The sequence below is a fragment of the Paenibacillus sp. FSL H7-0918 genome (assembly GCF_038007025.1).
Taxonomy (GTDB): Bacteria; Bacillota; Bacilli; order Paenibacillales; family Paenibacillaceae; genus Paenibacillus_AQ; species Paenibacillus_AQ odorifer.
The window spans coordinates 1133383-1157033 of record NZ_JBBOWJ010000001.1 but is presented as its reverse complement, the minus strand read 5'-3'; the positions used below and the strand labels follow the sequence as shown (position 1 = coordinate 1157033).

Genomic DNA, 23651 nt, shown 5'->3' with positions numbered 1-23651 from the left:
AGAAGAAGTGGAGTGGGGGAAATTGAAAAATAAACGGATCATTTATATTCTGGCACTGGCTGTTTTTCTGATTGGAACCATTGAATATATTATTACAGGAGTTATTGAGATGATTGCTGTGGACTTGGGAGTATCTACTTCTGAAGTTGGATTATTGGTGACTGTGTTTGCCCTCTCTGCAGCCATTGTCGCTCCGGTTTTGATTGCATTAACGATCAATGCAGATCGCAAGAAACTACTAATGATCACCCTAGGTGTGTTTATTGCCAGCAACGGACTTATGTTTGTAGATCTTGCTTATGAAACAGTACTATGGATACGTATTATCCAAGGGGCTAGCGGAGGAGTCGCTACCGTTGTAGCCATGGCAATAGCGACCCGACTCGTTGAAAAAGAAAAAAGGGGCAATGCCATCGGTATCATTTTGATGGGGCTTAGCAGTTCACTAGTGCTTGGTGTTCCTGTGGGCACATTTTTTAGTGAGATGTTTGGATGGAGAGTGCTATTTGTTTTAATCGGATTATTAAGTATTCTTCCATTACTTATCATCTATAAAAAGGTTCCGGCAATCAAAGAAGAGGAAAAGGTTACCCTCAGAATGCAGCTCTCTATTTTAAAAAATCCAACCATTCTGATGGCCTTGGTTATTACGTTATTTTATGTCGGCGGCTATTCTACACTGTTTACTTATATTACGCCTTTCTTGCAAGCCACGTCCTCTCTTTCCATGACCGAAATTAGCGGTGTTCTGTTCCTGGCGGGCATTTGCAGCTTTGTCGGATCAAAGCTGGGCGGACAACTGGCAGATGCAAAGGGATCGAAATTCACCATTTGTCTCGGGCTCCTGTTACAAGGGACGACACTGCTTTTATTCGCTCTAGCCGGAGTCAATTTGTTGGTTTTAATCTTGGTTTTAATGATTTTTATGTTAGCAACGTGGAGTATTTCCCCGGCCCAGCAACTATATCTGGTTACTCTGGCGCCTCGAAATCCGGACATTGCTCTTAGTGTAAATACTTCGTTCATCCAATTTGGCTTTGCACTGGGATCTGGATTAGGCGGGTTAGTCATCAGTCGTACCTCTGTCCTATATTTGAATTGGTTGGGTTTTGCCGCTGTATGCATAGCTTTACTTCTTGCTAGCTTACTATTTAAAAAAATGAGCAGTAGGACTAAAACTACTATGGTTTAAATAAGAAATGGATTGGAGAACGACAAAGAGAACTTTATCGCCGAATTTTTCCAGAGCCATCTGGGACTGAGTATCAGCATTCCAATTTAATGGACAGAGCTGATGTTGAGTGTTTATTTGATTACTGTCAGATATTAGAAGCGATGACCTCGAAGAATTTATTTTTGAAGTCGAATCACATGTCGATTCATTACCTGAACTTTAAGCTAGAGTGAAACGATATCTTAATAAAAACAAGAAGGCAGCCGATCAACACGATCGGCTGCTTTTGTTCATCTAAGAGTAATTTCTCGAATGAATAAAAGCATCATTGACGTTTCTCAGCACGGGAAACTGTATACTCACATTATGTTGTAGATAGGAGATGACACTGCGTTATTACGACCAGATTGGCATACTTAGGACGAGAAAAATGGATCACGATACGTGCTATCGTTACTATTGGATAGTTCATGGCGAGAAGTTTGTCGGCCAAAAGTGTTTTGGTGTTCTTGTCCGCGAGGGGTTCAAGGGTGCCTAGAGCGGTTAGCTTGTAGTAAAAGTACCGGATTCTACATCGTGGAGTCAGGCTGCTGTCAGCTGTCAGCTGACAGCTAAGCTAAGTGTAACTCCATTTACGTTACCGATCCCTAGGAAAGTCCAGCGAGAGAAAGTCACTGCCGCCAACCCCCACCAATGTTGGTCCTGCCTTTATTTGCGGGGCGCTCCTGAAGACCGGCTATGATGACCCGGATGTAATTCTGATTAAGGTCCATGCCGATGCAGTCCAATACTGGAAAAACAGGAACCTGGCGGAGAAGGTGATGCAAATGTTCAAGCGGATCACCAACCGGGATTCATCTGTAGGTCTCATTTGCTGTGCAGCCGGAAGAAATAAATGTCACGCCTGAGGCTACTCAAGTGTTATATCTATAGAAACAGAAGAAATAGAAGAAAGGAGACCAACGTGGATTCTATGGAAGAGAAGATTAGGAGAATACAGGCCGGAGATGCCCGCCTGTTCTCAGATGTAATCAAGCTGTACCAGCAGCGGATATACCTCTACTGCTTCCGGATGCTGAACAGCAGGGAAGAGGCGGAGGATGCGGTGCAGGATGTCCTGATTAAGGCCTATCAGAATATCGGGCAATACAAGCCGCAGGCGGATTTCGTATCATGGCTCTACAAGATCGCGTACCACCATTGTCTGAATCAGTTGCGGCGGCAGAAATTTCAGTTTCAATTGCGCAAGCTGCTCTGGCAGGAGGTTGCGGTGAACAGTGCCGAACAAATGGTCGAGGACCGCCTGTTCAGCGAGCCAGTCTCGACCGCCCTGGGGAAGCTGAATGTGGAAGACCGGAATTTGTTGATTCTGCGTATTTATGAAGATAAATCGTTTGCGGAAATCGGCGAAATTCTGGGTGTCAGTACGGCTACCGTACGCAAAAGATATGAACGGACCAAAGGCAAGCTTAAAAAGGTGTTGGAGAGAAAGGAGAAACAACTATGGACAAGAGTGAATTAACCTCGGAGGAGCGGTTTCTGAAGCACGGAGACCGGTCCGCCAATTTCATCCCCGTTGATGTTCATGAACAGGTAATGACAGCGCTCGGGCTTGGCGGGATCTTACCTGCTGCAGAAGAGCAGACCCCTCTGCAGACACTTCCGTCAAACGAAGGGGCTCCTAACGTTATGCGCAGGCTAAAGACAGAAGCCGGAACGGGGCGGAGCCGGAGGAGAATCCTGCGGATTCCGGTGCAGGGCTGGGTGGCGGCACTACTTGTAATGGTCTTGTTGGGCGGCGGTTATACCCAGTATTCCGGTGAACTCCGGCAGGGGGCCCAAATTCAGTACAAGGTGCTGCCCTATAAGCCACTTCTGGCAACGAAATCAGGTGGAATGATAGAGAAGCCGAATGAACCCTTGATTCCCTGGCCGGCCAAAGCGCAGCTGAGCAAAGAGGATGAACTCTACAAGATGAAATATGCAAAGGGCTACAATGCCATTGAGAAGTTGCTGCTTCCTGGAGAGTATGCCACCTATGTTATCAAACGTGAAGACGGGAAAGAAGAATCTCATCTTGGGTTATACTGCCCGCCGATCATAGTCAAGGACTATTCCACTTATAAGACCAGTGTTGAGAAGCACCACGCTCCCGAAGTGAAGCAACCGGGATATATGCCGGACGGGTATACCTTGGACGAGGCGTTTATCAAGCCTTCTTTTATAAAGGTCGAAGATGACAAGCAGTTTAAAGGCGAAAGCGAGATAGACCTAGGAGACAACTTCCGGATGACTTGGAAACGGGAGAAGGCGGAGAATATTGCCTATGATTCTTCTACACTTGTGTACAAGAAGGGGAAGATTCAGGTGAGAATCAGTGCCTCACGTGTTGATGAAAAAGCTACACCGGTAGAAAGCCTGCTGTGGACCAAAACGACAAAGGTGGAGAATATTGATATTGGCGGCAAGCAGCTCATTTATCTCGAACCTTCCAGCAACGAAAAGATTGACCTGGGGTATAAGTATAGACTAGTCTGGTCTGACCCGGAAGCGCAGATCAACTATAATGTGTCGGTTCGCCAGGAGAAATCTGAGTTGACCAAGGATGAGGTCATCCGTATTGCTGCCAGTATGATGAATTAAACGAACACAGATATTACGCTCAGGACTGTTTCGCTATCTATGATAGCGGGACAGCCCTCGAGCGTTTTTTGCATATGCGAAGCACTGCATATTCGTGAGATTTTATAAGAATTCTTGCATTGCTCTCATATGAACTTCCGATTCATATTATTAATGTAGCAATGTAGCAAGATAATGCAGATTATAGCCTCTCGGAATAAGGAGCAGCATGGAGGGGCTAAACCAGAGAAAGTGCATAATTAGAGCTGGAAAAGATGGATTATGAAAACCAGTTTCAAAAAAAGGGCAAACCTCAAGTGGGTACAGTGTGCTATACTGCTGCGCAATGTAACACTCGAAGTCTGCCCTCTATACATAAAGACCGTCTTCAGTGGTTCAAGTTTGTCCTCTATGTATAACGACAATCCCGCTGTTCTGTTTTCCAGTACAAGTGTAACACGACTGAAAATCAACGAGGAGGCTGAATAACGATGCGAGGCTGTATCAGCAAACGAAAGAATGAAACCTATGCATACACGATTGAACTCGGGAAACATCCTGTTACACAAAGGAGACGGTAGCGCCTCAAAGCCGGTTTTGCAACATGGAAAGATGCTGAACAAGCCCTAGTGCAGGCATTAGCTCATCTTGGACGGGGAAGTTACGTAGCGTTCCACTGCCCCAGCAGCAAAATTCAAGTGCTTTATGAAACCAATGAAAAAAGTGGTTGGTTTGACTGCGATAAGCTCGAAGAATTTATTTTTGAAGTCGAATCACATGTCGATTCATTACCTTAACTTTACGTTAACGTGAAACGATAACTCAATAACGACACACAGGCAGTCGGTCAATGGATCGGCTGCCTATGTTCAACTAACGGGCAGAATACTTCCAATATGTGGTATTCTAAGGTATGGGATTTGAACAGGGGGGAGCCATGTTGACGGAAATAAAATATCCAGTTAAGAATCCATCCAGAATTGGAACTATTATAGGCATGATTGCTCTTATATCGAGTCAATCTATTCTTGGATTGAGATTATGGAATCAGAGGGGGGTATTCTACACTTCGTTAACTGTGGTTCTTTTGTGTTTAGTTTTATTGTTACTCGCATTGTACAGAACATTTTTTAAGAAACCAACGGAGTTATGCCTATCCAATGAGCAAATTATATTAAATGGAAATATTATTAATTCAAAGGATATTAAAGTGATAATGACCAGGGGGTACTTTAAACCTGTTATTGGGATATTACCTTACAGGAGGAAGATCGTCCCATTAGATATGGCATTTAGGTATTCAAAGGATGAAGATAAAGGTATCTCGGATTTAAAGAGTTGGGCAAAAATGAACAATGTTAAGATGGTCAATAAATCGTTTCAAACGTGGATATAAGTGTATTCAAAAGCACTATTCGGCGGTTAAATGCGGTATTATATAGTACGATTATCCATAAGAGATGAGGTGCCTTTATCAAGAAGAAATATGCTTTTCTAATCGTTTCCATATTATTATTTGTGATGGCTTATACAAAACCAAGTAGTCAATATTATGATAATTACCTCCATAAGGTTCACGGTCTTAAATGTGACAGTTCCGAAAGCTCAAATTGCTTTCATACTATTAATGACTTGAAATCATCAAGTCTCACACATCAGATTATTTTTATGACAGCAGAAACAAAAATTTTTGGAGAGGCAGATAACAAAAATACGAGTAGTAGGTATTTTCAATCATTTTTTTGTGATAGAAAATCGTCTTCATCCTAAATCAGATAATAACAATAATATCGAAGTTCCGTTAAGCTAACGGGCAGGATTGTTTAGAAAGTCCCTGATTGTATTTACCTATGCTTACTGTTAATCTAAACGATAGAGATGCTAACAAAGGAGCATAAACCTTATCATGTGGAATACTCTGTAAAGATTAACAATTTGAAAGAATGCCTGAAATAGTGATTACACTATTTTATTAGGTGTGCTTTTCTTTAATCTTACAAGGTGTGCAGGGAAAGGTGTATCATATACCCATCCTGCGGATACCTGATGGTATCCGCTTTTATTTGTGGGAAACAGCATCTCTATTGATTCCTACCTGTTTATCCTTCTACTAGCGAGTGGAGGAAATTTATTATGCGATCGAAATTAGTCTTGATTGAGGGAATGCCAGGATCTGGTAAAACAACAACTGCTCAGCTCGTTCATGAAATTCTTACGGAAGTGAACATTACATCCCAGCTATTTTTAGAAGGAAATTTGGAACATCCTGCTGATTATGATGGAGTCGCTTTCTTTAAGAAAACTGAATGCGATGAATTATTGAATACCCATAAAAAGTTTAAAGATTTGTTGAGTAATCTAATGATTCAACAAGATAACGATTACTTCCTAGAATATCGGAAAATAAAAAGTGAAGTCTGGTCAAGTTTTCCAGATGAATTGCATCGCGCAGTTTTTAAACATGATATTTATGAATTGCCGCTAGATCAGAATAGGAAACTGATAACAGAACGATGGACGAAGTTTGCGGATCGTGTTTTGTATGGCGCAGACACCTTTGTTTTTGATTGTTGTTTTATACAAAACCCTGTAACTATAGGCATGATTAAACATGGTGCGGAGAAGGAAGACGTTATAAGTTATGTTATTGAACTGGCAACAATTGTAGAGCGGCTGAATCCATTGTTGATATACGTACAGCAGAATGATCTTGATCATTCTTTCAGAAAGGCTGTAAAGGAAAGACCTCAGGAATGGTCAGAGGGATTTATTGAATATTACACGAACCAGGGGTATGGAAAAACACAAAATTATAAAGGGTTAGATGGAACACTGCAGGTTCTTAAAGCAAGAAGGGAACTAGAAAAAGAGATTTTTACCAGATTAAACATTACCAAGATAAAAGTTGATAACTCTTCTTATAATAAAAACGATTATAAGCAAGTTTTAGAGGGCATTTTATCAGAATATTATAAATCAACAAACTAATGAGAGATTGGATTCTAGGGATTGCAGGCTGAAAAAGAGGCAATCTATAAAGCTTACGGGAAACGATAGCTGAGGTGCATTGCCATGGCAATGCTCCTTTTTTATTTGTTGAAGTAACGGGCAGGATTGCTTCATCCACTGTCGAATCCTTTGCTTGAATATTTCTATAAAGGAGGGGATGGAAATTAAGATACGAGAAGTTGTAGCAAATGATTACACTGAAGTGGTTTTTTTATGGAATGATGTACTTGGTGTTCGCAATGTTAATATTGAAAATTTTCGAGTTACTATGGAAAACATGAATAAGGCTGGAAATTATAAAACATTCGTTGCATTATTTGAAAATGAAGTGGTTGGTTTTGTCACTATAGTTCAGGCGTTATCCGTAGGGTCTTCGAATGGTTATCTACATATTCAAGGGCTTGCCGTTAAAAAGGAATTACAGCATAGTGGGATAGGTACAGAACTACTAAGACACACTGAGAATTATGCTAAAGAAATGGGAATATCAAGTATTATTTTATGTAGCGGATTTAAGCGAACCGACGCCCATGCTTTCTATGTGCATAATGGCTATGACAAAGATTCATACTGCTTTGATAAGATTATTAAACTTGACTAATTTTGAATTAATTTACCGGGAAACGATAACTCAATAATGACACACAGGCAGGTCAGCGTGGGATTTATGTTGTTTATTCAGGAGGATTTTTGATTGTGGGTTATGAACAGGATTTTAAAAAAAGGGTACATGAAGTTATTAAACAGAAACAACTATGTTCAGTTATGAATGACACTAAGTGGGGAAACTTACAAAGTGATGTACTAAATAAACTACCTTTTACCCCTCCATATCAAGCTAAGTATGTCTTAGACGATATACTTTATCCAGAGAACTTCGAAAACGACGTCTGGTATTTAGGGGATTGGATAGAAGGACTTTCACCTTTTTTTTCTGTAGAATGGATACGGGTTAGACCAAGGTATCAGAAGCACAAGGGGAATCTGCTTCCTCCTGAATTAATTGACATAAGTAAAGAATTTCTTTCGATTTTACATGAATTAAGAATTCCGTATAGAGAAGAAAATAATACATTTTTTATTTATGGATATATATCAAATACAGACTCACTTTTCAAAGGTAATCAATTAAGCTAACAGGAAACGTTAATTTAATAAAAACATGTAAGCAGCCGCTCAAACAACCGGCTGCTTTTTCATTTAAACTTGGTTTGATTCCGGATAAATAAAAGTTGCAAAAAGGAAAAAGATTGCTATACTAAATTTAAACGTTATTTTAAATGTCATTTAAATCAAAGGAAATATACTTGGAGGTTGCGTATGGAGACAGACAAAAAGTTGGAAACAAAAGAGAAGATTATGCGTGCCACACTGGAGTTGACCAAACAAGAAGGCTTTGAAAGGATCACTATAAAAAAAATTGCAGAAGCCTCAAGCACGAATGTCGCTCTAGTTAACTATTACTTTGGGTCCAAAGAAAACTTGTTTAGCGAGTCCATCAAATTGATATTGAACAGCTTTCAGCATACCTTTGCCATACTTGACGATTTCTCTATATCCTCACGAGATAGATTGAGGCAATTTTTACTGGATTATTTGCAAGTGATCCTTCAATATCCCGAATTGCTCTCCAGAATCATCCTGATGGGCAAGACCGTTTTCTCCTCCCAGCATGAATATGGATCATTTTTGAATCTATTGGGGTTTCCTAAGATACAAAATACTTTAAGAGAGTTAACCGATGAACAGCAACCAGAGCACCTGATGACCATGACGATGCAGATTTTTGGAGCGCTTTTTCTACCGGCACTTATGAGTCCTATTCTAGAAACAGGAGCTTCCGTGAAGATTGCACCTATAGAGGAACAGATTGACCTGCTCTTTGCAAGATACTTTCATTAATAAACTCAGATTGAGGTGATTAAATGAATTTTTTAAGAAAATATTGGCAGGATATAGGACTATTCATTGGCATTGTTATATGCATGTATCTTCTAATGAATTGGCAAACAATACCGCGGATCAACAGCATATTATGGTTAAGCTTTGTGGCGATCCTTCTTCATCAATTTGAGGAATACCGCTGGCCAGGGTACTTTCCAGGCATATTCAATATAGCCCTTTTTAAAAGTGAATCCCCTGACAACTATCCATTAAATAAACAGTCGGCAATGATTATTAATGTGGTCATCGCCTATGTGTTCTACTTGCTCCCTGTATTCTTCCCGTCAGTAGTATGGCTGGGGATGGCACCTGTTTTAATGGGCTTTTTCCAAATCATTTTCCATGGAGTCGTCATTAATATAAGAGCAAAAAGCATGTATAATCCAGGATTAGTCTCCGCAATTTTTGTACATTTGCCGGTGGGGATCTGGTACATCAACTACTTATATGAGCATCATTTAATAACCCTCTCAGACTGGATTTGGAGCGCAATTTATTTTGCCATAGCTGTTTATATTTTAATAGTGAAAGGAAATACATGGATGAAAAACAAAAACTCCATTCACAAATTTTCGCAAAAGCAATTATGGTCTTTTCATAAGTAGCTCCTCATAACCCACCAGAAGGTTCAGTTGGCCTTTAACTAAACACAGAACATTAATCCTATCGTTACTGGAGGTTGATGCACTGTGTTTTTTTCTGCGGATTTCTTCGTTTGCTTCGCGCTATGAAAATGTTGAAGTTAATATTCTGTTGAGGATCTCATCACTATCTGTTTACGATTCAGAGTTAGAGTTAGAGAAGGCCAAGCGAAAAAGGAGCTTTCTCATGAACACAGATCCTAAAGTGCTTATTGTAACTTCGGCATTTGGAGACGGGCATCTCAAAGTAGCAGAAGCGATTGATCATTCTTTTAGACGTAGAGGGATCAGCCGGATTGTCACCTTGGATCTTTTCGCTGCAGTCTACCCTACTCTGAATGAGCTGTCCCGCAGATTCTACCTGAACAGCACAGGTTATACTCAAGAATTTTATGGATTAGTGTACAAGTTGACGAGCAAGATGAACCCAGACCAGTTCATGGGCAGATGGATTCATTCTATGGGCAAGCGGAAAGTGCAAAGGATCATCGACGAGATCGGACCGGATATTATCATTCATACCTTTCCTTATTTGGCCGCTGCAGAGCTTGCATCAACAAAGGGGAGACGGATCCCCCTTTTCACTGTCATGACGGATTATGTGGTTCATGGCAGATGGCTTCATCCACAAACCACAAAGTATTTTATCGCTACGGAAAGCATGAAAGCAGAACTGTTGTCATTAGGTATTGCTGAAGAAAAGCTTGTGGTTAGCGGGATTCCGATTCGTGAAGCTTTTGAACAGACTCAGGAACGTGAAGCCCTTTTACGTAAGCATGGACTAGATGGAAATCGGCATTATCTATTACTTGCGGCAGGGGCTTACGGCGTGTTGAGTGATATTAACCATTTAATAATAAGGGCGCTGCAGCTATCAAACTTCGATGTAATGGTATTGTGCGGGAATAATCATAAGCTCCAGATGGCTACGGAAGAGCTTTTTCAAGGGAATCCTCGGGTACATATACGGGGTTATACAGAAGAAATGCAGGAGCTAATGTGCATATCCTCCTGTCTGTTGACCAAAGCAGGGGGGATTACCTTGACTGAGGCGATGGCTCTAGCACTTCCTGTAATTGTCTATCGTCCGCTCCCCGGTCAGGAGGCAGGTAATGCAGAATGGTTGTCTGAGCACAATTTAATAGAGATTGCTCGAAACGAGGAGCAGTTAGTAGAGCAGCTTCAGAGATTGGAGCATCTGGGGTACAGGGATGAAAAGGTGCAGGATATGAAGAACTTTTCCCGGAAATCAGCCGCGGATGCTATCGTTACTGAGGCTTTAGAGGTTATCAAGCTGCGGCAGCCGTCTGTTACAGCCGTAAAATCTATGGTTGTTGAAGGGCAGGCGAAGACGATTCATGGATATTATTAGCAAGGTAGAAAGACCACGCGTTGTGGGTCCTCTAATAGGAGGCTGGCTCGGAAGCTCGGGGAATGAATTGCTGCCTTTTCAAGTAAGCACTGTTTATTTGATTATAATTATTTATTACCAGATAAAGGGTCGATAAGATGTTATTATTTGTATGGGTGAATTTATTGAAAATGGTGCTTTATTGTCATTGGGGAGGTCAAATTGTACACGAATCAGAAGTTAGAGGATATTTTGCATGAAATGCTAATCAAGTCTGTGGAAAATGAAAAGTTTCCGGGATTAGCGGCCGGAATCGTAAAGGACAACCAAGTTCTGTTTACTGGTGAATATGGGACGGCAAATTTATCGACGGGTGATCCTGTAGTTCGTGGCACTTTGTTTCACCAAGCCTCTGTCTCCAAAACCTTCGTAGCAACCGCCATTATGCAATTAGTTGAGCGTGGTAAGGTAGAATTGGATGCTCCCATCACTAAATATCTGTCATATTTTAAGTTAGAGGATGAGCGGTATCAAAATATAACAATAAGACAGCTTATGAATCATACCTCTGGTATGCCTGATGAGGAAGATTACGCGTGGGAACGCCCTGAATACGACGAGCAAAGTCTTGAACGATATGTAAAAGGGATAGGTCACCACAAGCTGTTAAGCCAACCGGGAGAGAAATTTGCCTATAGTAATATAGGATATGAGATCTTGGGAGATATGATAGCAAAAGTCAGCGATATGAGCTTCGAGCAGTATATGGAAAAAAATATTCTGAAACCGACAGGAATGCAGTCCAGTTCTTTTCTTAAACAGGAGGTTGAAGCTTATATTGCTGCACCTCATGTGCTTGGAGCTACCCATGAATGTGATGGCTGCGTTAGTAGTGTTTTTCCATATAACAGGGCTCATGCACCTAGCTCCACTTTATATACCCATGCCGAAGATATGTGCCAATATCTGCTGATGCATCTAAACGGTGGAACAGCCGGGAACGGCAATGAAGTCCTTCAGCCAGGTAGCTATAATGAAATGTGGAAACCTCATGCACAAACGGGCTATGATCCGGAAAATGCACAGATAGGATTGGGCTGGTTTCTAGGAGAATATAAGGGTTCTCGTATTCTCTCACATTCCGGCTGGGATACTGGATTCTTAAGCAATCTGTTCCTGCTTCCTGATAAAAAAATCGCTATTTCTGTTATGAGTAATTGTGACTATGTCAACATGGGCAGTGTATGCTTCCCAATCCTTGATCTGTTGCTTGGCTCCAATATTTAAAATGAGTCTGTAAATGATTTTACAACTTCATAACAAGGGGCTTCGTACTTTATAACATTCGTATCTTAAAGTACATGTAAGTCAAGCCCACTTACACTATGGAGGTTATGAGAAATGAAGAGTAAAGATGTGAAATCAGCCCTCGGGGTGATCGCGATATCCAGTGGTCTGCTAGCCCTCACTGCTTTGGCAGTGCCCACAATCGTCGCTTATACTACAGTGAACCAGAATGTGTCTCAAGCGAACGTTTCCTACACGCAAGAACTCAACCAGAAGCCAGCTGTTCAACTGGCGAGTAGCCAGATCCCGGTACTTAAGGTTGCAACCAAAACACCGGTCTCGACGATCAAGTCGTATTTTGAGCGCACAGTCACTGCTGAAGAAATTAAGCAGATTAATGAGTATGCAGAGAAGGCCAGGCTCACTGGCAAGGATGAACAGCTTACGCGGCAATTTACGGACCAGGAGAATAAGCGGCGGATGTTATTGGATGATCAATACAAGTACGATGGCTTACGGCCCAAGCAGAAGCTACCTTTGAAATCAGGGAGTTCCGAATTTTATCTGGATCAAAGCAAATTTACCTATGTAATTCCTAAGCGCGAACTGACCGATGAAGAAATGCTGCAATTGATCGACTGGAATTATCGCTTTAATTATGTGGTAAGCCTCAATCTTGTCGTGGCACAGCCAGATAAGAAGGACATCAGTCAGGATGAAGCCCTACGCAGAGCAGAAGAGAGCGTAAGCCGTCTATTCGGTGTCGATCTCTCAAAGTTGCAGGCTCAGACCTCATATTATAAACCTTTTCCTGATTCGAAAGGGCAATGGTTCGTTAATTTTCTACCTTACCGTGCAGAGACACTGCGGGCTCAGGATAAGTCTTATTTCATGTATAATACGTTCGTGGATGCAAAGAGCGGGACCGTACTTGATACCACGATAGTGGACCTGTCCTATAAGAGAACGCCGATTACAGCAGCTATGAATAAACAGATTAGCCAGGATTCCAGCTGGCTTCAAGCCGCTAAATCCATTGTGGTGGACAAGCAGGGCGAGACCCGTGCGATAACCAGCTCCTCTATCATTAAAGACAGTGCATATGACAAAAGCGGAGTAGTAGCGGTCTTGGTCAAACTGAAAGACGGTAGCTCCTACACGGTAGAGCTGCGCTATCCGGAGAAGACTCTGCGCTGCCTGATCTATACACCGGTTTCCAAGTAATGAAGTGAACCAGCGTTATAAACTACTTTAGTATTTACAACCTACAGCAAGCCCCACTCGGGGCTTGCTGCTCTGCATTTTGAGAGCTGGTTGATAACTATTGTGAGAGCAGGCATGGGTATAGGAATTTCTTTTTACAAGAAGGGATGGTTAGATGCCAGATATTAAATCCTTACAAGAATGTCCTCTTCGCCAAAATGAGCTTATTGAGTATGTCAAAAAACGGTGGCCAAAAGTACAACAAGTTGTGCTCCCCAATATACAAGAAAGTTTAATCCCAAAAGATGAGGAGTTTCCTTTTACATTTTTGCTGTTGAAACATGATGTAATCATCGGGTTTTATCAATTAATTGAGCAGGAATTTATAACTCGAAAAGATTTATCACCTTGGATTGCGCCATTGTTTATTGACGAAAGTGAGAGGGGCAAAGCACTGGGAGCCGTTTTGTTGGAGCATGCCAGAAAAATAGCTGGGCAACTAGGTTATGCAAAAGTCTACTTGGCGACGGATCATATTCTTTATTATGAGAAATATGGATTTAAGGAAATAGGTCTGGATAACTTCGAGTGGGGACGGCCCACCAAAATATATGAACATGACACTATTAACGTTTGACCAGAGTGGTCCCATGATAAACTCTATTATGGAAATGAATCCAGATGCGATTTATAGTGCCGAGGCATTAGATCAGGAAAGGAAATTAAGCGGAGCACGAAGTCTTCTACATGGTGTGCCTGTATTATTGGAAGGAAATATTGAAACGAATGATAAAATGCATACAACTGCGGGCGCATTAGCTTTGGAAAACCATGCTAGCTCAAACGATGCCTTTCTTGTCCAAAAACTAAGGGATGCTGGGGCCATTATACTTGCAAAAACAAATATGACGGAATGGGCAAATGGGATGTCATCATCCATGTGGGCTGGGTATAGCTCAATAGGAGGACAAACCAAAAATCCATACGGTGATCATTTTCCGGGAGGTTCCAGTACGGGTTCTGCCGCTTCCGTTGCAGCCAACTTTTCAACAGTAGCCGTGGGGACAGAGACGTCTGGCTCTATTTTAAGTCCAGCTGTGCAAAACGCAATAGTTGGTTTAAAGCCAACTGTAGGTCTAATAAGTAGATCAGGCATAATTCCATGGTCATATTCTCAGGATACAGCTGGACCTATGGCAAGGAATGTGACAGATGTTGCGATCTTATTAAATGCGCTTACGGGAAAAGATGAAAGTGATCCTGCTACTTGGAAAAATGAATATTCTACTATGGACTACACAGCATTTTTGGATAAAGACGGATTAAATAAAGCGACCATAGGCGTTTTTAGAAATGCTCTACCTAAGAATTATTGTGACATGGGTGAATATGATGAACATTTATTTAATGATGCTGTGGCTAAATTAAAAGGTTCTGGAGCCAACATAATAGAAGATATAGATATTCCATCGTTCCATAGAGAGTGGAAATATAACAAAATGAATCTTGAATTTAAGCATTCCGTTGAAAATTACTTATATAACCTTCCGGCTCAACTTCCTGTCCATAACCTAAATGAATTGATGGAATGGAACGAGCGGAATTCGGAAAAGGCTTTGAAATATGGACAAGATATGCTGAACTATCGATCACAGCTAGATAAACCGTTGAATCATTCGGAATATATAGTAGAGTCTATCTCTGACTTATATTATTCGCAAAATATGGGGATCGATCATGCTTTAGAAAAGTATGGATTGGATGCAATCCTGTTTCCTGCTTATGTCGGAGCTGATTTAAGTGCTAGAGCAGGTTATCCAACTATAGCAGTGCCCGCAGGCTTTCAAGAGAATGGAAGAGCCTTTGGGATCACATTTGCAGGAACGGCATTTAGTGAACCGACACTCATTCGGATTGCATTTGCATTCGAACAACAAACGAAACACAGGAAAATGCCGGCTCTAAAGAAATGAAAGATGAATTGAAAATTAGAAAAAGGTGCATTTACAAACGAACGTATGTTTGCTAAAATGTTGATGTGGATAAAAATACCAAAGTGAAGAAAAAAGCGTTTGAGATTAGCAATCCATAAGAAACAACCCAAGTTGAATTCTGCTAAAATGTAGTTAATGTCTAATGTAGATATCCCTCATGAACAAAGGAGAACTGAAAATGAGAAAACTCGTTCTATTTCTTCACGCATCGCTTGACGGTTTTGTAGAAGGGCCGAATGGTGAAATGGACATTGGCTGGGTTTCCTACGATGCTGATTTGGAGAACCATGCGAAAGAAATTCTGAGTACTGCCGACACTGTCATTTGGGGACGTGGGACTTATCAGATGATGCACAGTTACTGGCCATCTGTCCCTTCGAACCCATCAGCTTCGCAGCATGAACGGAATCACGCCGAGTGGATCGAAAAGACAGCCAAAATTGTTTTTTCCACGACGCTGGAGAAAGTCGAATGGAATAATTCCAGACTCGTGAAAGAAGCTGTCGAGAAAGAGATCAATATCCTCAAACAGCAGCCCGGCAAGGATATGGTCATCCTCGGCAGTCCTAGATTCGCACACCACCTTATGCAGCTTGATTTAATTGATGAGTATAAAATTACGGTTTCTCCCGTCCTGATCGGTAAGGGATTGCCATTATTCCAAGGTCTCAAGGAGAAGAGAAATCTTAAGCTAATCGAAAACAAGACCTTTGATTCTGGAGCCATAGGTCTCGTTTACCAGACGGTAAGATAACCTTGTCACTTAAGGTGATTGCTCACGGGGAACGTTATTGGAACGACAACAGCGGCAGTCTAAGACTTTATTTATCAAGTCTTGGTCCGCCGCTGCTTCTTTTAATGGATCCAGTCTAATACTTTATTTTTACCAAACACTAATCAGATGTTGGTTCTTTCATAAACCATGAAATATGGGTGCATCGCTTACAAATAAGGATGGCAGCGTTTTTGTTCGCCCAGTCAAAGCCTAAAAATGATGCGCCGCTTGTGTTAAGCAGTTTATAATCCAGATCAAAAGTATCGTTTTGACAGCAAGGACAGATTATTGGTGCGCCTGCAGCACTGTATCTCATTTTAAAAACCTCCTGTGGATTTGTATAATACTTTAACGTATTTGAGGTTATTCAGGTTTCGTGCACTTGAACTTACTAGTTAATTTGGGGTGAAGTTATGTTTAGCTGGAAAAAAGCTTTGTCAAAGGTATGTGAACTTTATTTTTCATCCAAAATGAATTCGAATTTAGAATGGATCTTGGTTGGCTCGGTCGGTTCGGTTCTTCAGGGCTGTGAAATGACCCCAGGAGACGTTGATATTTATACAAGGAATAAGGAAGGGCTTGACCAATTTGCAGAACTTCTTAAAGAATTTTCCCTTTTGGATAAATGTGAATTTCCTCATGGGGATAACTGGTTATCTTCTTTAGAAGAACCTACATTCACTCAAACCTTTTCTTCGGGATTTTCTTGGACAAAAGGGAGTTGGATAATCGATGGATTTAAGGTGGAGGTTGTTCATATTTCCAATTCAGCTGGAATTCCTGATTCTATGGATGGTGGGGGGATATGGGAAGGTGGACAATTCATTTGGAGCCATTTCAAAAACGTGGAGATCGGACCGTATACTATTCCTACGGTTCCGTTAGAAATACAGTTGGAATCTAATTTAAGACGAAAAAGATCAGATAGGACACAAGCGATTATCGCTGCATTACAAAAAAATGGCTATGATAAAGAACTAATCGATAAAGCCTTATCAAAGGAACACTTATCTTATTTTTATTCCCAAATTGGTTAGGCTGAGAAGGCGAGGGACTGATTTTGACCTATAATATTATTGAATACTGTTTAAAAAAGAACGGAGCAACAAAGGACTATCCTTTCGGATTCGATCCATTGGTGATTAAGATTGCCGGTAAAATGTTCGCGCTTATTTTTGAGAATAAGGGGAATTCTGCTTACATAAATCTAAAATGTGATCCGGTGATTGCAGGGAACTTGCGAGAGCAGCATGAGAGCGTTCGGCCAGGATACCACATGAACAAAAAACACTGGAATACGATTGTTTTGGATGGCTCCTTACCAGAGTCGGATATCTATTTAATGATTGATCATTCTTACGATAGGGTTGTCCAAAATCTTCCCAAGAGCCTCCGACAAACGATCTACTGAATATGGCATTAATTTGTCGTTTAAATGGTAAAGGACTGGTATAATATGGTTTATAATCATGGAAAGGAGTTGTTTTTATGTCTGACTTTTTTAATTCAGGACCTAATCCCAATTTGTCGGACCCTGCAGGTCATAAAGCAAACCATGATGTAAATGCGCAAAAATATCATACTGAAGGCGTTCCTGGATTTTGGAGCGAGGTAACCAATCTGTTGATCGTTGTGGCTATAATTGCCGTCATTTTTTTAGTTATAAGGTTTGTTTTATGATTACCCTAGATTAGAGTGAAGATATTGACTTTTAGGAGGCGGTTCCATTGGTAACTATCATTAGGTGGACAGAATTTAGAAGGATAACGCCTACTCGTCCATAAACTGCGTATTTCCTTCTGAATGAGGGTACTAGATGCAAGAATATAACATTAGTACAATGAAAGACTTTTCAAAGCATTACATTGACCAAATCCGAATATTAGAACACCTTTGCAAGACGTCCGACAGGTCAAGTTTGAGGGTGGGTGTAGAAAGCCTTAAGGAGATAGACGGAGATGAGGCATTCTTGTGCCAGATCGATAACCAATTAGTTGGATTTCTCAGTTGGTATACTTCGGATGGCATCGAAGCTAATATTAACGGAATGGTTCACCCGGACTTTCGTCGCCAAGGGGTATTCCACGACTTACTGAAAAGTGCCGCAGCAGATATGCAAATGCAAGGCATACAAACTTGCCGTTTTAGGATACCTTCTAATTCTGAATCAGGGATGGATTATATCCGGCATTTAGGGGCAAGTGCTGCACCGTCTGAATTCCTCATGGTTTTTAATCGGGCACAAATCGCTGGATCAAGCCACTCCGGTTTAGTTGTGCGATTGGAAGAAGATCAGGATTTAGAGTTCATGGTTAAATGTTCATCACAAGCCTTTGGTGATTCAGAGTCCTGGACTAGGAATTATTTAACTCGTACCAGAGAACCGGCACGGATTACTTACATTGCTGTGGAGAACATGATTCCGGTTGGGATGATTAGAGTCAATGATTTAGATACAAATACTGCGGTTATACATGATTTTTGTGTGCTTCCTTCGTGTCAAGGTAGAGGATACGGTCGTGAAATTCTTTCAGAGGTAGTTAAAATCTTGCGAGATCAGAAGAATTCCCAGATTCGTCTTAGCGTGGTCACTCAAAATAGAAATGCATTATCCCTCTATCAGTCGGTTGGGTTCGAGGTGACTGCGCAGTTTAATTACTATGTAATTTCCGTCGATATGATTTGATAAGGAAGAGGCGCTACTCATGCGCCTCTTTCTTTTTTGGTATGTCCTTCTAATTATCACGCTGAATCTAGCTATAGTTAATACTTATAACCTGCCATAGCGCATTGGTAGATCGGTATAGTCAGTCGGTTATGCTATATTAATTCTAATAATTTGTTTACGAGGAGATTAATATATGAGCATTCAGACCAAACCCCAAAAACGAACCGTTACTCCATTTCGATATGATATCGTGGGCAGCTTCCTGCGCCCCCAAGCGTTGAAAGAGGCTAGATTAAAATTCAAGAACGGTGAAATTACTGCCGAGCAGTTGAAGGAAGTAGAGAACGACGAGATCGTTAAGCTCGTGCAGAAACAAAAAGAGGTGGGGCTTCAAGCGGTGACTGATGGTGAATTCCGCCGCTCTTGGTGGCACCTCGACTTCTTCTGGGGACTTGACGGTGTAGAACGGACAATTATTGATCAAGGTTACCAATTTAACGGTGCGGAGTCCAGACCAGAAACAGCCCGACTGACCGGGAAAATAAGCTACAGCAGCCATCCTTTTGTTTCGCATTATGAATTTTTAAAAGATGCTGCTGGTGAGGACGTTGTTGCGCGTCAATCGATTCCTGCGGCTGCACAATTCCTGTTCGAGCTAGATCGGGCGGAAAACAAGGAGAGCACAAATGAATTATACCCGAATCGCGAAGAGCTTATCTCGGATATTGCCAAAGCATACAAAGCATCGATTCTTGCCTTCTATGCAACGGGCTGCCGCAGCATTCAAATCGACGATTGTACGTGGGGAGCACTTTGCGACGAACAGTTTATAGCGTTTATGAATCAGATTGGCGTGAACGTAGCTGAATATGCAAGCGAACTGGCAAAATTGAACGAGGAAGTTGTAACGGGTCTGCCGGAAGATCTTGTTGTAACGACCCATGTATGCCGGGGCAATTATGTTTCGACTTATGCTGGAGTAGGTGGAGGCTACGAGCCTATCGCACAAACGCTTCTTAATATCAATAACTACTCGGGTTATTATCTGGAGTTTGATACCGAACGTGCAGGCGATTTCAAACCATTGCGCTTCTTGAAAGACAATCAGCAGGTTGTGTTAGGTCTGTTCTCATCCAAATTTGGTGAGCTTGAAAGCAAGGAGGATATTCTGAAGCGTATTGAGGAAGCGAAGCAATATGTTGATCTAAACCGGATTTGCCTTAGCCCGCAATGTGGCTTTGCTTCCACGGAAGAAGGCAACCACCTGACTGAAGAGCAGCAATGGCGTAAGCTTGCTTATATTAAAGAAATTGCTGAAGAGATCTGGAACTAACTTTAATTAAAAATAGACAGAGATAAAGATAATGCACCTTTAGCCATTCGGATGTTTATCCGTACAGTTAAAGGTGTATTTTGTTCTACAGCGATTTTACCGATATACTTGGCTAGTTCTATCTATACCGTGACGGAGGATTAGGGAAAACCTCCCTAATAAAAGTCGATAATTGCTCTAAATGAATGAAATTAAGGAATAACTCCCTAAAAACAGAGCAATATCAAGATTTACAGCCAAATCACTTAAATTTCAGGGAAGAATTCCCTGATTATTAGTCTGATGACCAGAATCCTCAGAATATTAGGGAGGTTTTCCCTGATTATCTCCAGGGCGAGCATATGATTGAGCTTTACGGAGTTTTTGTGCCACGCTCAGTATAAAAGAAATCACCCCCGTTTAATAAACGGGGGTGATTTAGCCTAAGAAGTAAGAGTGGCAGCTTTTAATTGTCTTTAGAGTGTCTTTCGCCAACCTGGAATTCATCGGCATGTTCAAACATATATTTCACGGTCAAAGGGTCTTGACCAGTAAGTTGTTTGAAGTCGTCCGTATAAACATCCATTTTTCCTTCACGAATAGCTTGTCCGAAAGTAACCATACCTTCTGAAGAAAAGGGGGCTTCGGAACCTTCTTTAAATGCACCATCGGTGGTTCTAGGCACGCCCATTGCTTCGAATACGGCATAATTTTCTTCGTCCGTGTTTTCTTTGTAGGTGATATGATTGCCCGTTACTTCATTACCAATCTTAATGAAGTCGGTAATTGTCATCAATTCAAGCCCGTTGATATTTAGAATCGCTTCCTGATAGTTATTGGAGGCTAGGGCATACGCAACGGCTTTTGCGCAATCCTTCCGCGAGATATAAGCCATTTTACCGTCACCTTGATTGTTTGTTAATACCCCGTCACCCTTCACATACGTAAAGTAATTGGTTATCATGGCTTCCGCATATTGGGAATTCCGAAGGAAGATATAATCTAGCCCAACGCTTTGAATATAACGTTCGGTATACACATGGTCAATTTTTTCTACGCTTGGATTGCTTTCATCGGCTGCGTTGACCAAAGAAGTATAAATGATCTGTTTGACTCCAGCTTCTTTGGCAGCATCAACCACATTTTTTTGTGCATTTTGACGTTTCTCTCCAACAAAAGGCATGGAGATTAGAGCGAGTTTATCGGCATGAGCAAAAGCTTCGGCAAGGCCTTCCTTGTTATTAAAGTTGGTCACATGTGTTTCAATCCCTTGTTCCGCATATTCTTTCAAACATGCTGGATCGTAAGCGCAAAAAATGATTTGGTCTTTATCTACCAGCTCCAACAAGTATTCCGCAGCTTGCTTCCCTAGATTTCCATCGACACCCGTCAACAATAATTTACCCATGATCGTTGTCACTCCTTGTGGATATGATTTATACCCTTATAGTATGTGAAAAAAAGAACATAGTCTAACACATAAAACTTATGGTCGATTGCTAAATCCAATTTGGATTTGTTGCAGGAAGGAGGGCAAGGCCGGGTTTGTATTATTTTTGAGATAACCTGCTTCGATTGCAAAGGTATGGTGTGAATCATCTAAAGGAATTAGCCTGACTTCATCTTGAAGATAAGCGAGCTGATAGTTATCCGGGAAAAAGCCAATCAAATTCTCTGTGATGATATAAAACAATTCTGTCTCCACATCGTCTGCGGTTCGAAGAATGTTCGGCTGATAGCCGTCTTCAATTGCATGCTGGATCATTAGATGATAAGAGTTTCCAATAGCTGTTGGATTCAGCATGACTAGCGGATGTTCATATAACTCCTCTTTGGCGATCGATTCATGATGAAACAGGGGATGGTGATGACTCACAGCCGCACAATAACGTCCCTTATATAAGGGATAGGTTACAATGTCCTCTTTTCCCTGAAACTCGGAATCAAAGGCAATAGCCACGTCGTAAATCCCTTTTAGCAAGTATTCTGCAATATCTTTTAGCAATACTTTATTCAGTTCCAGCTTAATATTCGGATGATGATCCTGAAACGAGGGAATCAATTTCAACAAACTTTGGATATCCGTCATCGCCGCATATTCGATACTCAGGGATTGCGTATTATACTTTTGAAAGTTTTCCATGCTCAGCTTCATATGATTATATTGCTTCCAGAGGATGAGGGCTTCGCCATAGAAAAGCCATCCGGCTTTGGTTGGCTCAATAGGGATCTGCTTTCTGTCAATCAATTGAATGTTGAATTCCTCTTCAAGCGCGGCGATTTGTTGACTAATGGTGGTCTGCGAAACATAGTTCTTTTTAGCTGTTTCCGTAAAATTTCTGCATTCCACGAGATCGATAAAATATTTAATCCTTCTTATGTTCATAGTATCCTCCGCCTGCCGCTGTTTGCTTTTATTATAACCCAGAAAGTAAAAAAGAGAGCCTCGTTTAGAGACTCCCTTTGTTGTACTACTCTTATTTTGTATAGTTATCGAAATAACCTTGGATATAAATCATTGGTGTTCCTTTATCGCCACTACCAGAAGTCAAATCAGATAATGATCCAATCAGGTCAGTTAATCTACGAGGTGTAGTCCCTTGGGCTTCCATCGCACCAACTAGATCATCATTTTTATTCTGGATGTATTTAGAAATGGCTTGTTTTAACTCTTCACCACGAAGATGAGAGAAGTTGTTATCGGCCAAGTATTTCAATTTTACTTCATTTGGTGTTCCATCAAGTCCGGCAGTGTAAGCAGGGGAGACAACTGGATCTGCGAGCTCCCAGATTTTTCCGACTGGATCTTTGAATGCTCCATCGCCATAAACCATAACTTCTACAGTTTTACCTGTAATTTCTTTGATTTTTGCTTGGATACCATCCACGATAGGCTGGCAGTTGTTTGGAAATAGCTTTACACTTTCTTCTGTAGCTTTGTTTGATCCTAGCAGACCATAAGCTTCGTTAAAGCCGCTGCCATCGATTGATTGTGTAAGAATATCATCCAAACCAAATACTTTTTCAGCACCGTTGTTTGTGAGAATGCGTTTGGTTCTGAAGCGAGTGTGAATATCGCAAGTTAATACATTTTTTGTATAGTTTAAAATGGTTTTTGGGTTGTTGGAGAAGATGACTTCACAAGCCACACCTTCAGCTTCAATTAAACCTTTATAATATTCAATATAGTCAACCCCTGTGAATGGGTGCTTAATATAGCCGAAAAACTCACGGAACTGAGCTTCTGTTAATACATCCGTCCATGGATTGATACCTTTAGCATCTAGTTCGTCGATGTCTACAAGGTGGTTGCCTACTTCATCAGCTGGATAGCTTAACATTAGGACTACTTTTTGTGCCCCTTTGGCAATACCGCGTAAGCAGTTAGCAAACCGGTTACGGCTAAGGATTGGAAAAATGACCCCTACAGTTTCTTCGCCGAATTTCCCCTTTATATCAGCAGCAATATTGTCAATCGTTGCATAGTTTCCTTGTGCCCGAGCAACAATGGATTCAGTTACGGTCACAATGTCACGATCTTCGATCGAAAAACCCTCGACTGTTGCTGCATTCAATACCGTCTGAACTACGATTTCTTCAATGTTATCCCCATTGTTAATGATAGGTCCGCGAAGTCCACGTACAACTGTTCCAACTACTCTTTCCAATAT

At 41.2% G+C, this 23651-nt stretch carries 24 protein-coding genes and 1 pseudogene; 21 read left to right on the top strand and 4 right to left on the bottom strand.

Going from position 1 to position 23651, the window contains the following annotated elements; all coding sequences use genetic code 11:
* The first annotated feature begins 22 nt into the window (after positions 1–22).
* The 16 genes and pseudogenes from MHI15_RS05420 (at position 23) to MHI15_RS05350 (ending at position 15979) form a co-directional block, all read left to right on the top strand.
* Positions 23–1192: an MFS transporter gene (locus tag MHI15_RS05420; RefSeq protein WP_076217973.1), complete on the top strand. Its 1170-nt coding sequence runs from the start codon at positions 23–25 to the stop codon at positions 1190–1192.
* 656 nt (positions 1193–1848) lie between these two features.
* Positions 1849–2082: a pyridoxamine 5'-phosphate oxidase family protein gene (locus MHI15_RS30760; protein ID WP_143759939.1), complete on the top strand. Its 234-nt coding sequence runs from the start codon at positions 1849–1851 to the stop codon at positions 2080–2082.
* Positions 2083–2147: 65 nt separating this feature from the next.
* Positions 2148–2696 (top strand): RNA polymerase sigma factor, encoded by a 549-nt coding sequence (locus MHI15_RS05415; protein WP_076279283.1) that lies wholly within the window; start codon positions 2148–2150, stop codon positions 2694–2696.
* Complete coding sequence (locus tag MHI15_RS05410; RefSeq protein ID WP_341164189.1) at positions 2678–3817, top strand: DUF4367 domain-containing protein; 1140 nt, start codon at positions 2678–2680, stop codon at positions 3815–3817. The genes MHI15_RS05415 and MHI15_RS05410 overlap by 19 nt, the downstream gene beginning before the upstream one ends.
* Before the next feature lie 919 nt (positions 3818–4736).
* Positions 4737–5192, top strand: coding sequence for a hypothetical protein (locus MHI15_RS05405; RefSeq protein ID WP_139331142.1), 456 nt, complete (start codon positions 4737–4739; stop codon positions 5190–5192).
* Between the two features lie 737 nt (positions 5193–5929).
* The gene (locus tag MHI15_RS05400; protein ID WP_341164188.1) at positions 5930–6784 is read left to right on the top strand and encodes a hypothetical protein; all 855 of its coding nucleotides are present in this window, start codon (positions 5930–5932) and stop codon (positions 6782–6784) included.
* Positions 6785–6962: 178 nt separating this feature from the next.
* Positions 6963–7406, top strand: a complete 444-nt coding sequence (locus tag MHI15_RS05395; RefSeq protein ID WP_076130210.1) for a GNAT family N-acetyltransferase — start codon at positions 6963–6965, stop codon at positions 7404–7406.
* Positions 7407–7501: 95 nt separating this feature from the next.
* The gene (locus tag MHI15_RS05390) at positions 7502–7942 is read left to right on the top strand and encodes a DUF6678 family protein (RefSeq protein ID WP_081386470.1); all 441 of its coding nucleotides are present in this window, start codon (positions 7502–7504) and stop codon (positions 7940–7942) included.
* Between the two features lie 183 nt (positions 7943–8125).
* Positions 8126–8707, top strand: coding sequence for a TetR/AcrR family transcriptional regulator (locus MHI15_RS05385; protein ID WP_076184227.1), 582 nt, complete (start codon positions 8126–8128; stop codon positions 8705–8707).
* Positions 8708–8730: 23 nt separating this feature from the next.
* Entirely contained in the window at positions 8731–9354 is a 624-nt protein-coding gene (locus MHI15_RS05380) for an HXXEE domain-containing protein (protein ID WP_076281346.1), read from the top strand.
* Positions 9355–9577: 223 nt separating this feature from the next.
* Complete coding sequence (locus MHI15_RS05375; protein ID WP_341164187.1) at positions 9578–10762, top strand: MGDG synthase family glycosyltransferase; 1185 nt, start codon at positions 9578–9580, stop codon at positions 10760–10762.
* A gap of 201 nt (positions 10763–10963) precedes the next feature.
* A complete protein-coding gene (locus MHI15_RS05370; protein WP_341164186.1) occupies positions 10964–12028 on the top strand; it encodes a serine hydrolase domain-containing protein in 1065 nt (354 codons plus the stop codon).
* Positions 12029–12142: 114 nt separating this feature from the next.
* Positions 12143–13252, top strand: a complete 1110-nt coding sequence (locus tag MHI15_RS05365; RefSeq protein WP_076194982.1) for a hypothetical protein — start codon at positions 12143–12145, stop codon at positions 13250–13252.
* 154 nt (positions 13253–13406) lie between these two features.
* A complete protein-coding gene (locus tag MHI15_RS05360) occupies positions 13407–13868 on the top strand; it encodes a GNAT family N-acetyltransferase (RefSeq protein ID WP_341164185.1) in 462 nt (153 codons plus the stop codon).
* Positions 13864–15204, top strand: a pseudogene (locus MHI15_RS05355) (amidase family protein); the annotation flags it as partial. The gene MHI15_RS05360 and the pseudogene MHI15_RS05355, both read left to right, overlap by 5 nt.
* Positions 15205–15403: 199 nt before the next feature.
* Positions 15404–15979: a dihydrofolate reductase family protein gene (locus MHI15_RS05350; protein WP_076307288.1), complete on the top strand. Its 576-nt coding sequence runs from the start codon at positions 15404–15406 to the stop codon at positions 15977–15979.
* Positions 15980–16118: 139 nt separating this feature from the next.
* Here MHI15_RS05350 and MHI15_RS05345 read toward each other — a convergent pair whose 3' ends face one another.
* The gene (locus tag MHI15_RS05345) at positions 16119–16316 is read right to left on the bottom strand and encodes a hypothetical protein (protein ID WP_076130220.1); all 198 of its coding nucleotides are present in this window, start codon (positions 16314–16316) and stop codon (positions 16119–16121) included.
* A gap of 97 nt (positions 16317–16413) precedes the next feature.
* Here MHI15_RS05345 and MHI15_RS05340 point away from each other — a divergent pair, with 97 nt between their 5' ends.
* The 5 genes from MHI15_RS05340 to MHI15_RS05320 all read left to right on the top strand — a co-directional run bounded on the left by MHI15_RS05340 (position 16414) and on the right by MHI15_RS05320 (position 20001).
* Positions 16414–17037 (top strand): hypothetical protein, encoded by a 624-nt coding sequence (locus MHI15_RS05340; protein WP_076217963.1) that lies wholly within the window; start codon positions 16414–16416, stop codon positions 17035–17037.
* Positions 17038–17060: 23 nt separating this feature from the next.
* Positions 17061–17411 (top strand): MmcQ/YjbR family DNA-binding protein, encoded by a 351-nt coding sequence (locus MHI15_RS05335; RefSeq protein WP_076281353.1) that lies wholly within the window; start codon positions 17061–17063, stop codon positions 17409–17411.
* Between the two features lie 77 nt (positions 17412–17488).
* Complete coding sequence (locus tag MHI15_RS05330; RefSeq protein WP_076104342.1) at positions 17489–17680, top strand: hypothetical protein; 192 nt, start codon at positions 17489–17491, stop codon at positions 17678–17680.
* 244 nt (positions 17681–17924) lie between these two features.
* The gene (locus tag MHI15_RS05325; protein WP_341164184.1) at positions 17925–18686 is read left to right on the top strand and encodes a GNAT family N-acetyltransferase; all 762 of its coding nucleotides are present in this window, start codon (positions 17925–17927) and stop codon (positions 18684–18686) included.
* A gap of 175 nt (positions 18687–18861) precedes the next feature.
* A complete protein-coding gene (locus tag MHI15_RS05320; RefSeq protein WP_076281355.1) occupies positions 18862–20001 on the top strand; it encodes a 5-methyltetrahydropteroyltriglutamate--homocysteine S-methyltransferase in 1140 nt (379 codons plus the stop codon).
* Positions 20002–20446: 445 nt separating this feature from the next.
* On the opposite strand, the gene MHI15_RS05315 is transcribed toward MHI15_RS05320, so the two are convergent.
* The 3 genes from MHI15_RS05315 to MHI15_RS05305 form a co-directional block, all read right to left on the bottom strand.
* Complete coding sequence (locus tag MHI15_RS05315) at positions 20447–21388, bottom strand: NAD(P)H-binding protein (protein WP_076217959.1); 942 nt, start codon at positions 21386–21388, stop codon at positions 20447–20449.
* Positions 21389–21466: 78 nt separating this feature from the next.
* Positions 21467–22366 carry a LysR family transcriptional regulator gene (locus tag MHI15_RS05310; protein WP_076194987.1) on the bottom strand — a complete coding sequence of 300 codons (900 nt, stop codon included), beginning with the start codon at positions 22364–22366 and terminating at the stop codon, positions 21467–21469.
* A gap of 91 nt (positions 22367–22457) precedes the next feature.
* Complete coding sequence (locus MHI15_RS05305; RefSeq protein ID WP_076130227.1) at positions 22458–23648, bottom strand: coenzyme F420-0:L-glutamate ligase; 1191 nt, start codon at positions 23646–23648, stop codon at positions 22458–22460.
* Between the last annotated feature and the right edge of the window lie 3 nt (positions 23649–23651).

What these genes read in the sequence shown, in the direction of transcription:
- MHI15_RS05330 (WP_076104342.1), top strand. Translation starts at nt 17,489, where the DNA reads ATGTCTGACTTTTTTAATTCAGGACCTAATCCCAATTTGTCGGACCCT.
- MHI15_RS05410 (WP_341164189.1), top strand. Translation starts at nt 2,678, where the DNA reads ATGGACAAGAGTGAATTAACCTCGGAGGAGCGGTTTCTGAAGCACGGA.
- MHI15_RS05380 (WP_076281346.1), top strand. Translation starts at nt 8,731, where the DNA reads ATGAATTTTTTAAGAAAATATTGGCAGGATATAGGACTATTCATTGGC.
- MHI15_RS05315 (WP_076217959.1), bottom strand. Translation starts at nt 21,388, where the DNA reads ATGGGTAAATTATTGTTGACGGGTGTCGATGGAAATCTAGGGAAGCAA.
- MHI15_RS05360 (WP_341164185.1), top strand. Translation starts at nt 13,407, where the DNA reads ATGCCAGATATTAAATCCTTACAAGAATGTCCTCTTCGCCAAAATGAG.
- MHI15_RS05350 (WP_076307288.1), top strand. Translation starts at nt 15,404, where the DNA reads ATGAGAAAACTCGTTCTATTTCTTCACGCATCGCTTGACGGTTTTGTA.
- MHI15_RS05375 (WP_341164187.1), top strand. Translation starts at nt 9,578, where the DNA reads ATGAACACAGATCCTAAAGTGCTTATTGTAACTTCGGCATTTGGAGAC.
- MHI15_RS05400 (WP_341164188.1), top strand. Translation starts at nt 5,930, where the DNA reads ATGCGATCGAAATTAGTCTTGATTGAGGGAATGCCAGGATCTGGTAAA.
- MHI15_RS05415 (WP_076279283.1), top strand. Translation starts at nt 2,148, where the DNA reads ATGGAAGAGAAGATTAGGAGAATACAGGCCGGAGATGCCCGCCTGTTC.
- MHI15_RS05395 (WP_076130210.1), top strand. Translation starts at nt 6,963, where the DNA reads ATGGAAATTAAGATACGAGAAGTTGTAGCAAATGATTACACTGAAGTG.
- MHI15_RS05340 (WP_076217963.1), top strand. Translation starts at nt 16,414, where the DNA reads ATGTTTAGCTGGAAAAAAGCTTTGTCAAAGGTATGTGAACTTTATTTT.
- MHI15_RS05385 (WP_076184227.1), top strand. Translation starts at nt 8,126, where the DNA reads ATGGAGACAGACAAAAAGTTGGAAACAAAAGAGAAGATTATGCGTGCC.
- MHI15_RS05320 (WP_076281355.1), top strand. Translation starts at nt 18,862, where the DNA reads ATGAGCATTCAGACCAAACCCCAAAAACGAACCGTTACTCCATTTCGA.
- MHI15_RS05365 (WP_076194982.1), top strand. Translation starts at nt 12,143, where the DNA reads ATGAAGAGTAAAGATGTGAAATCAGCCCTCGGGGTGATCGCGATATCC.
- MHI15_RS05310 (WP_076194987.1), bottom strand. Translation starts at nt 22,366, where the DNA reads ATGAACATAAGAAGGATTAAATATTTTATCGATCTCGTGGAATGCAGA.
- MHI15_RS05345 (WP_076130220.1), bottom strand. Translation starts at nt 16,316, where the DNA reads ATGAGATACAGTGCTGCAGGCGCACCAATAATCTGTCCTTGCTGTCAA.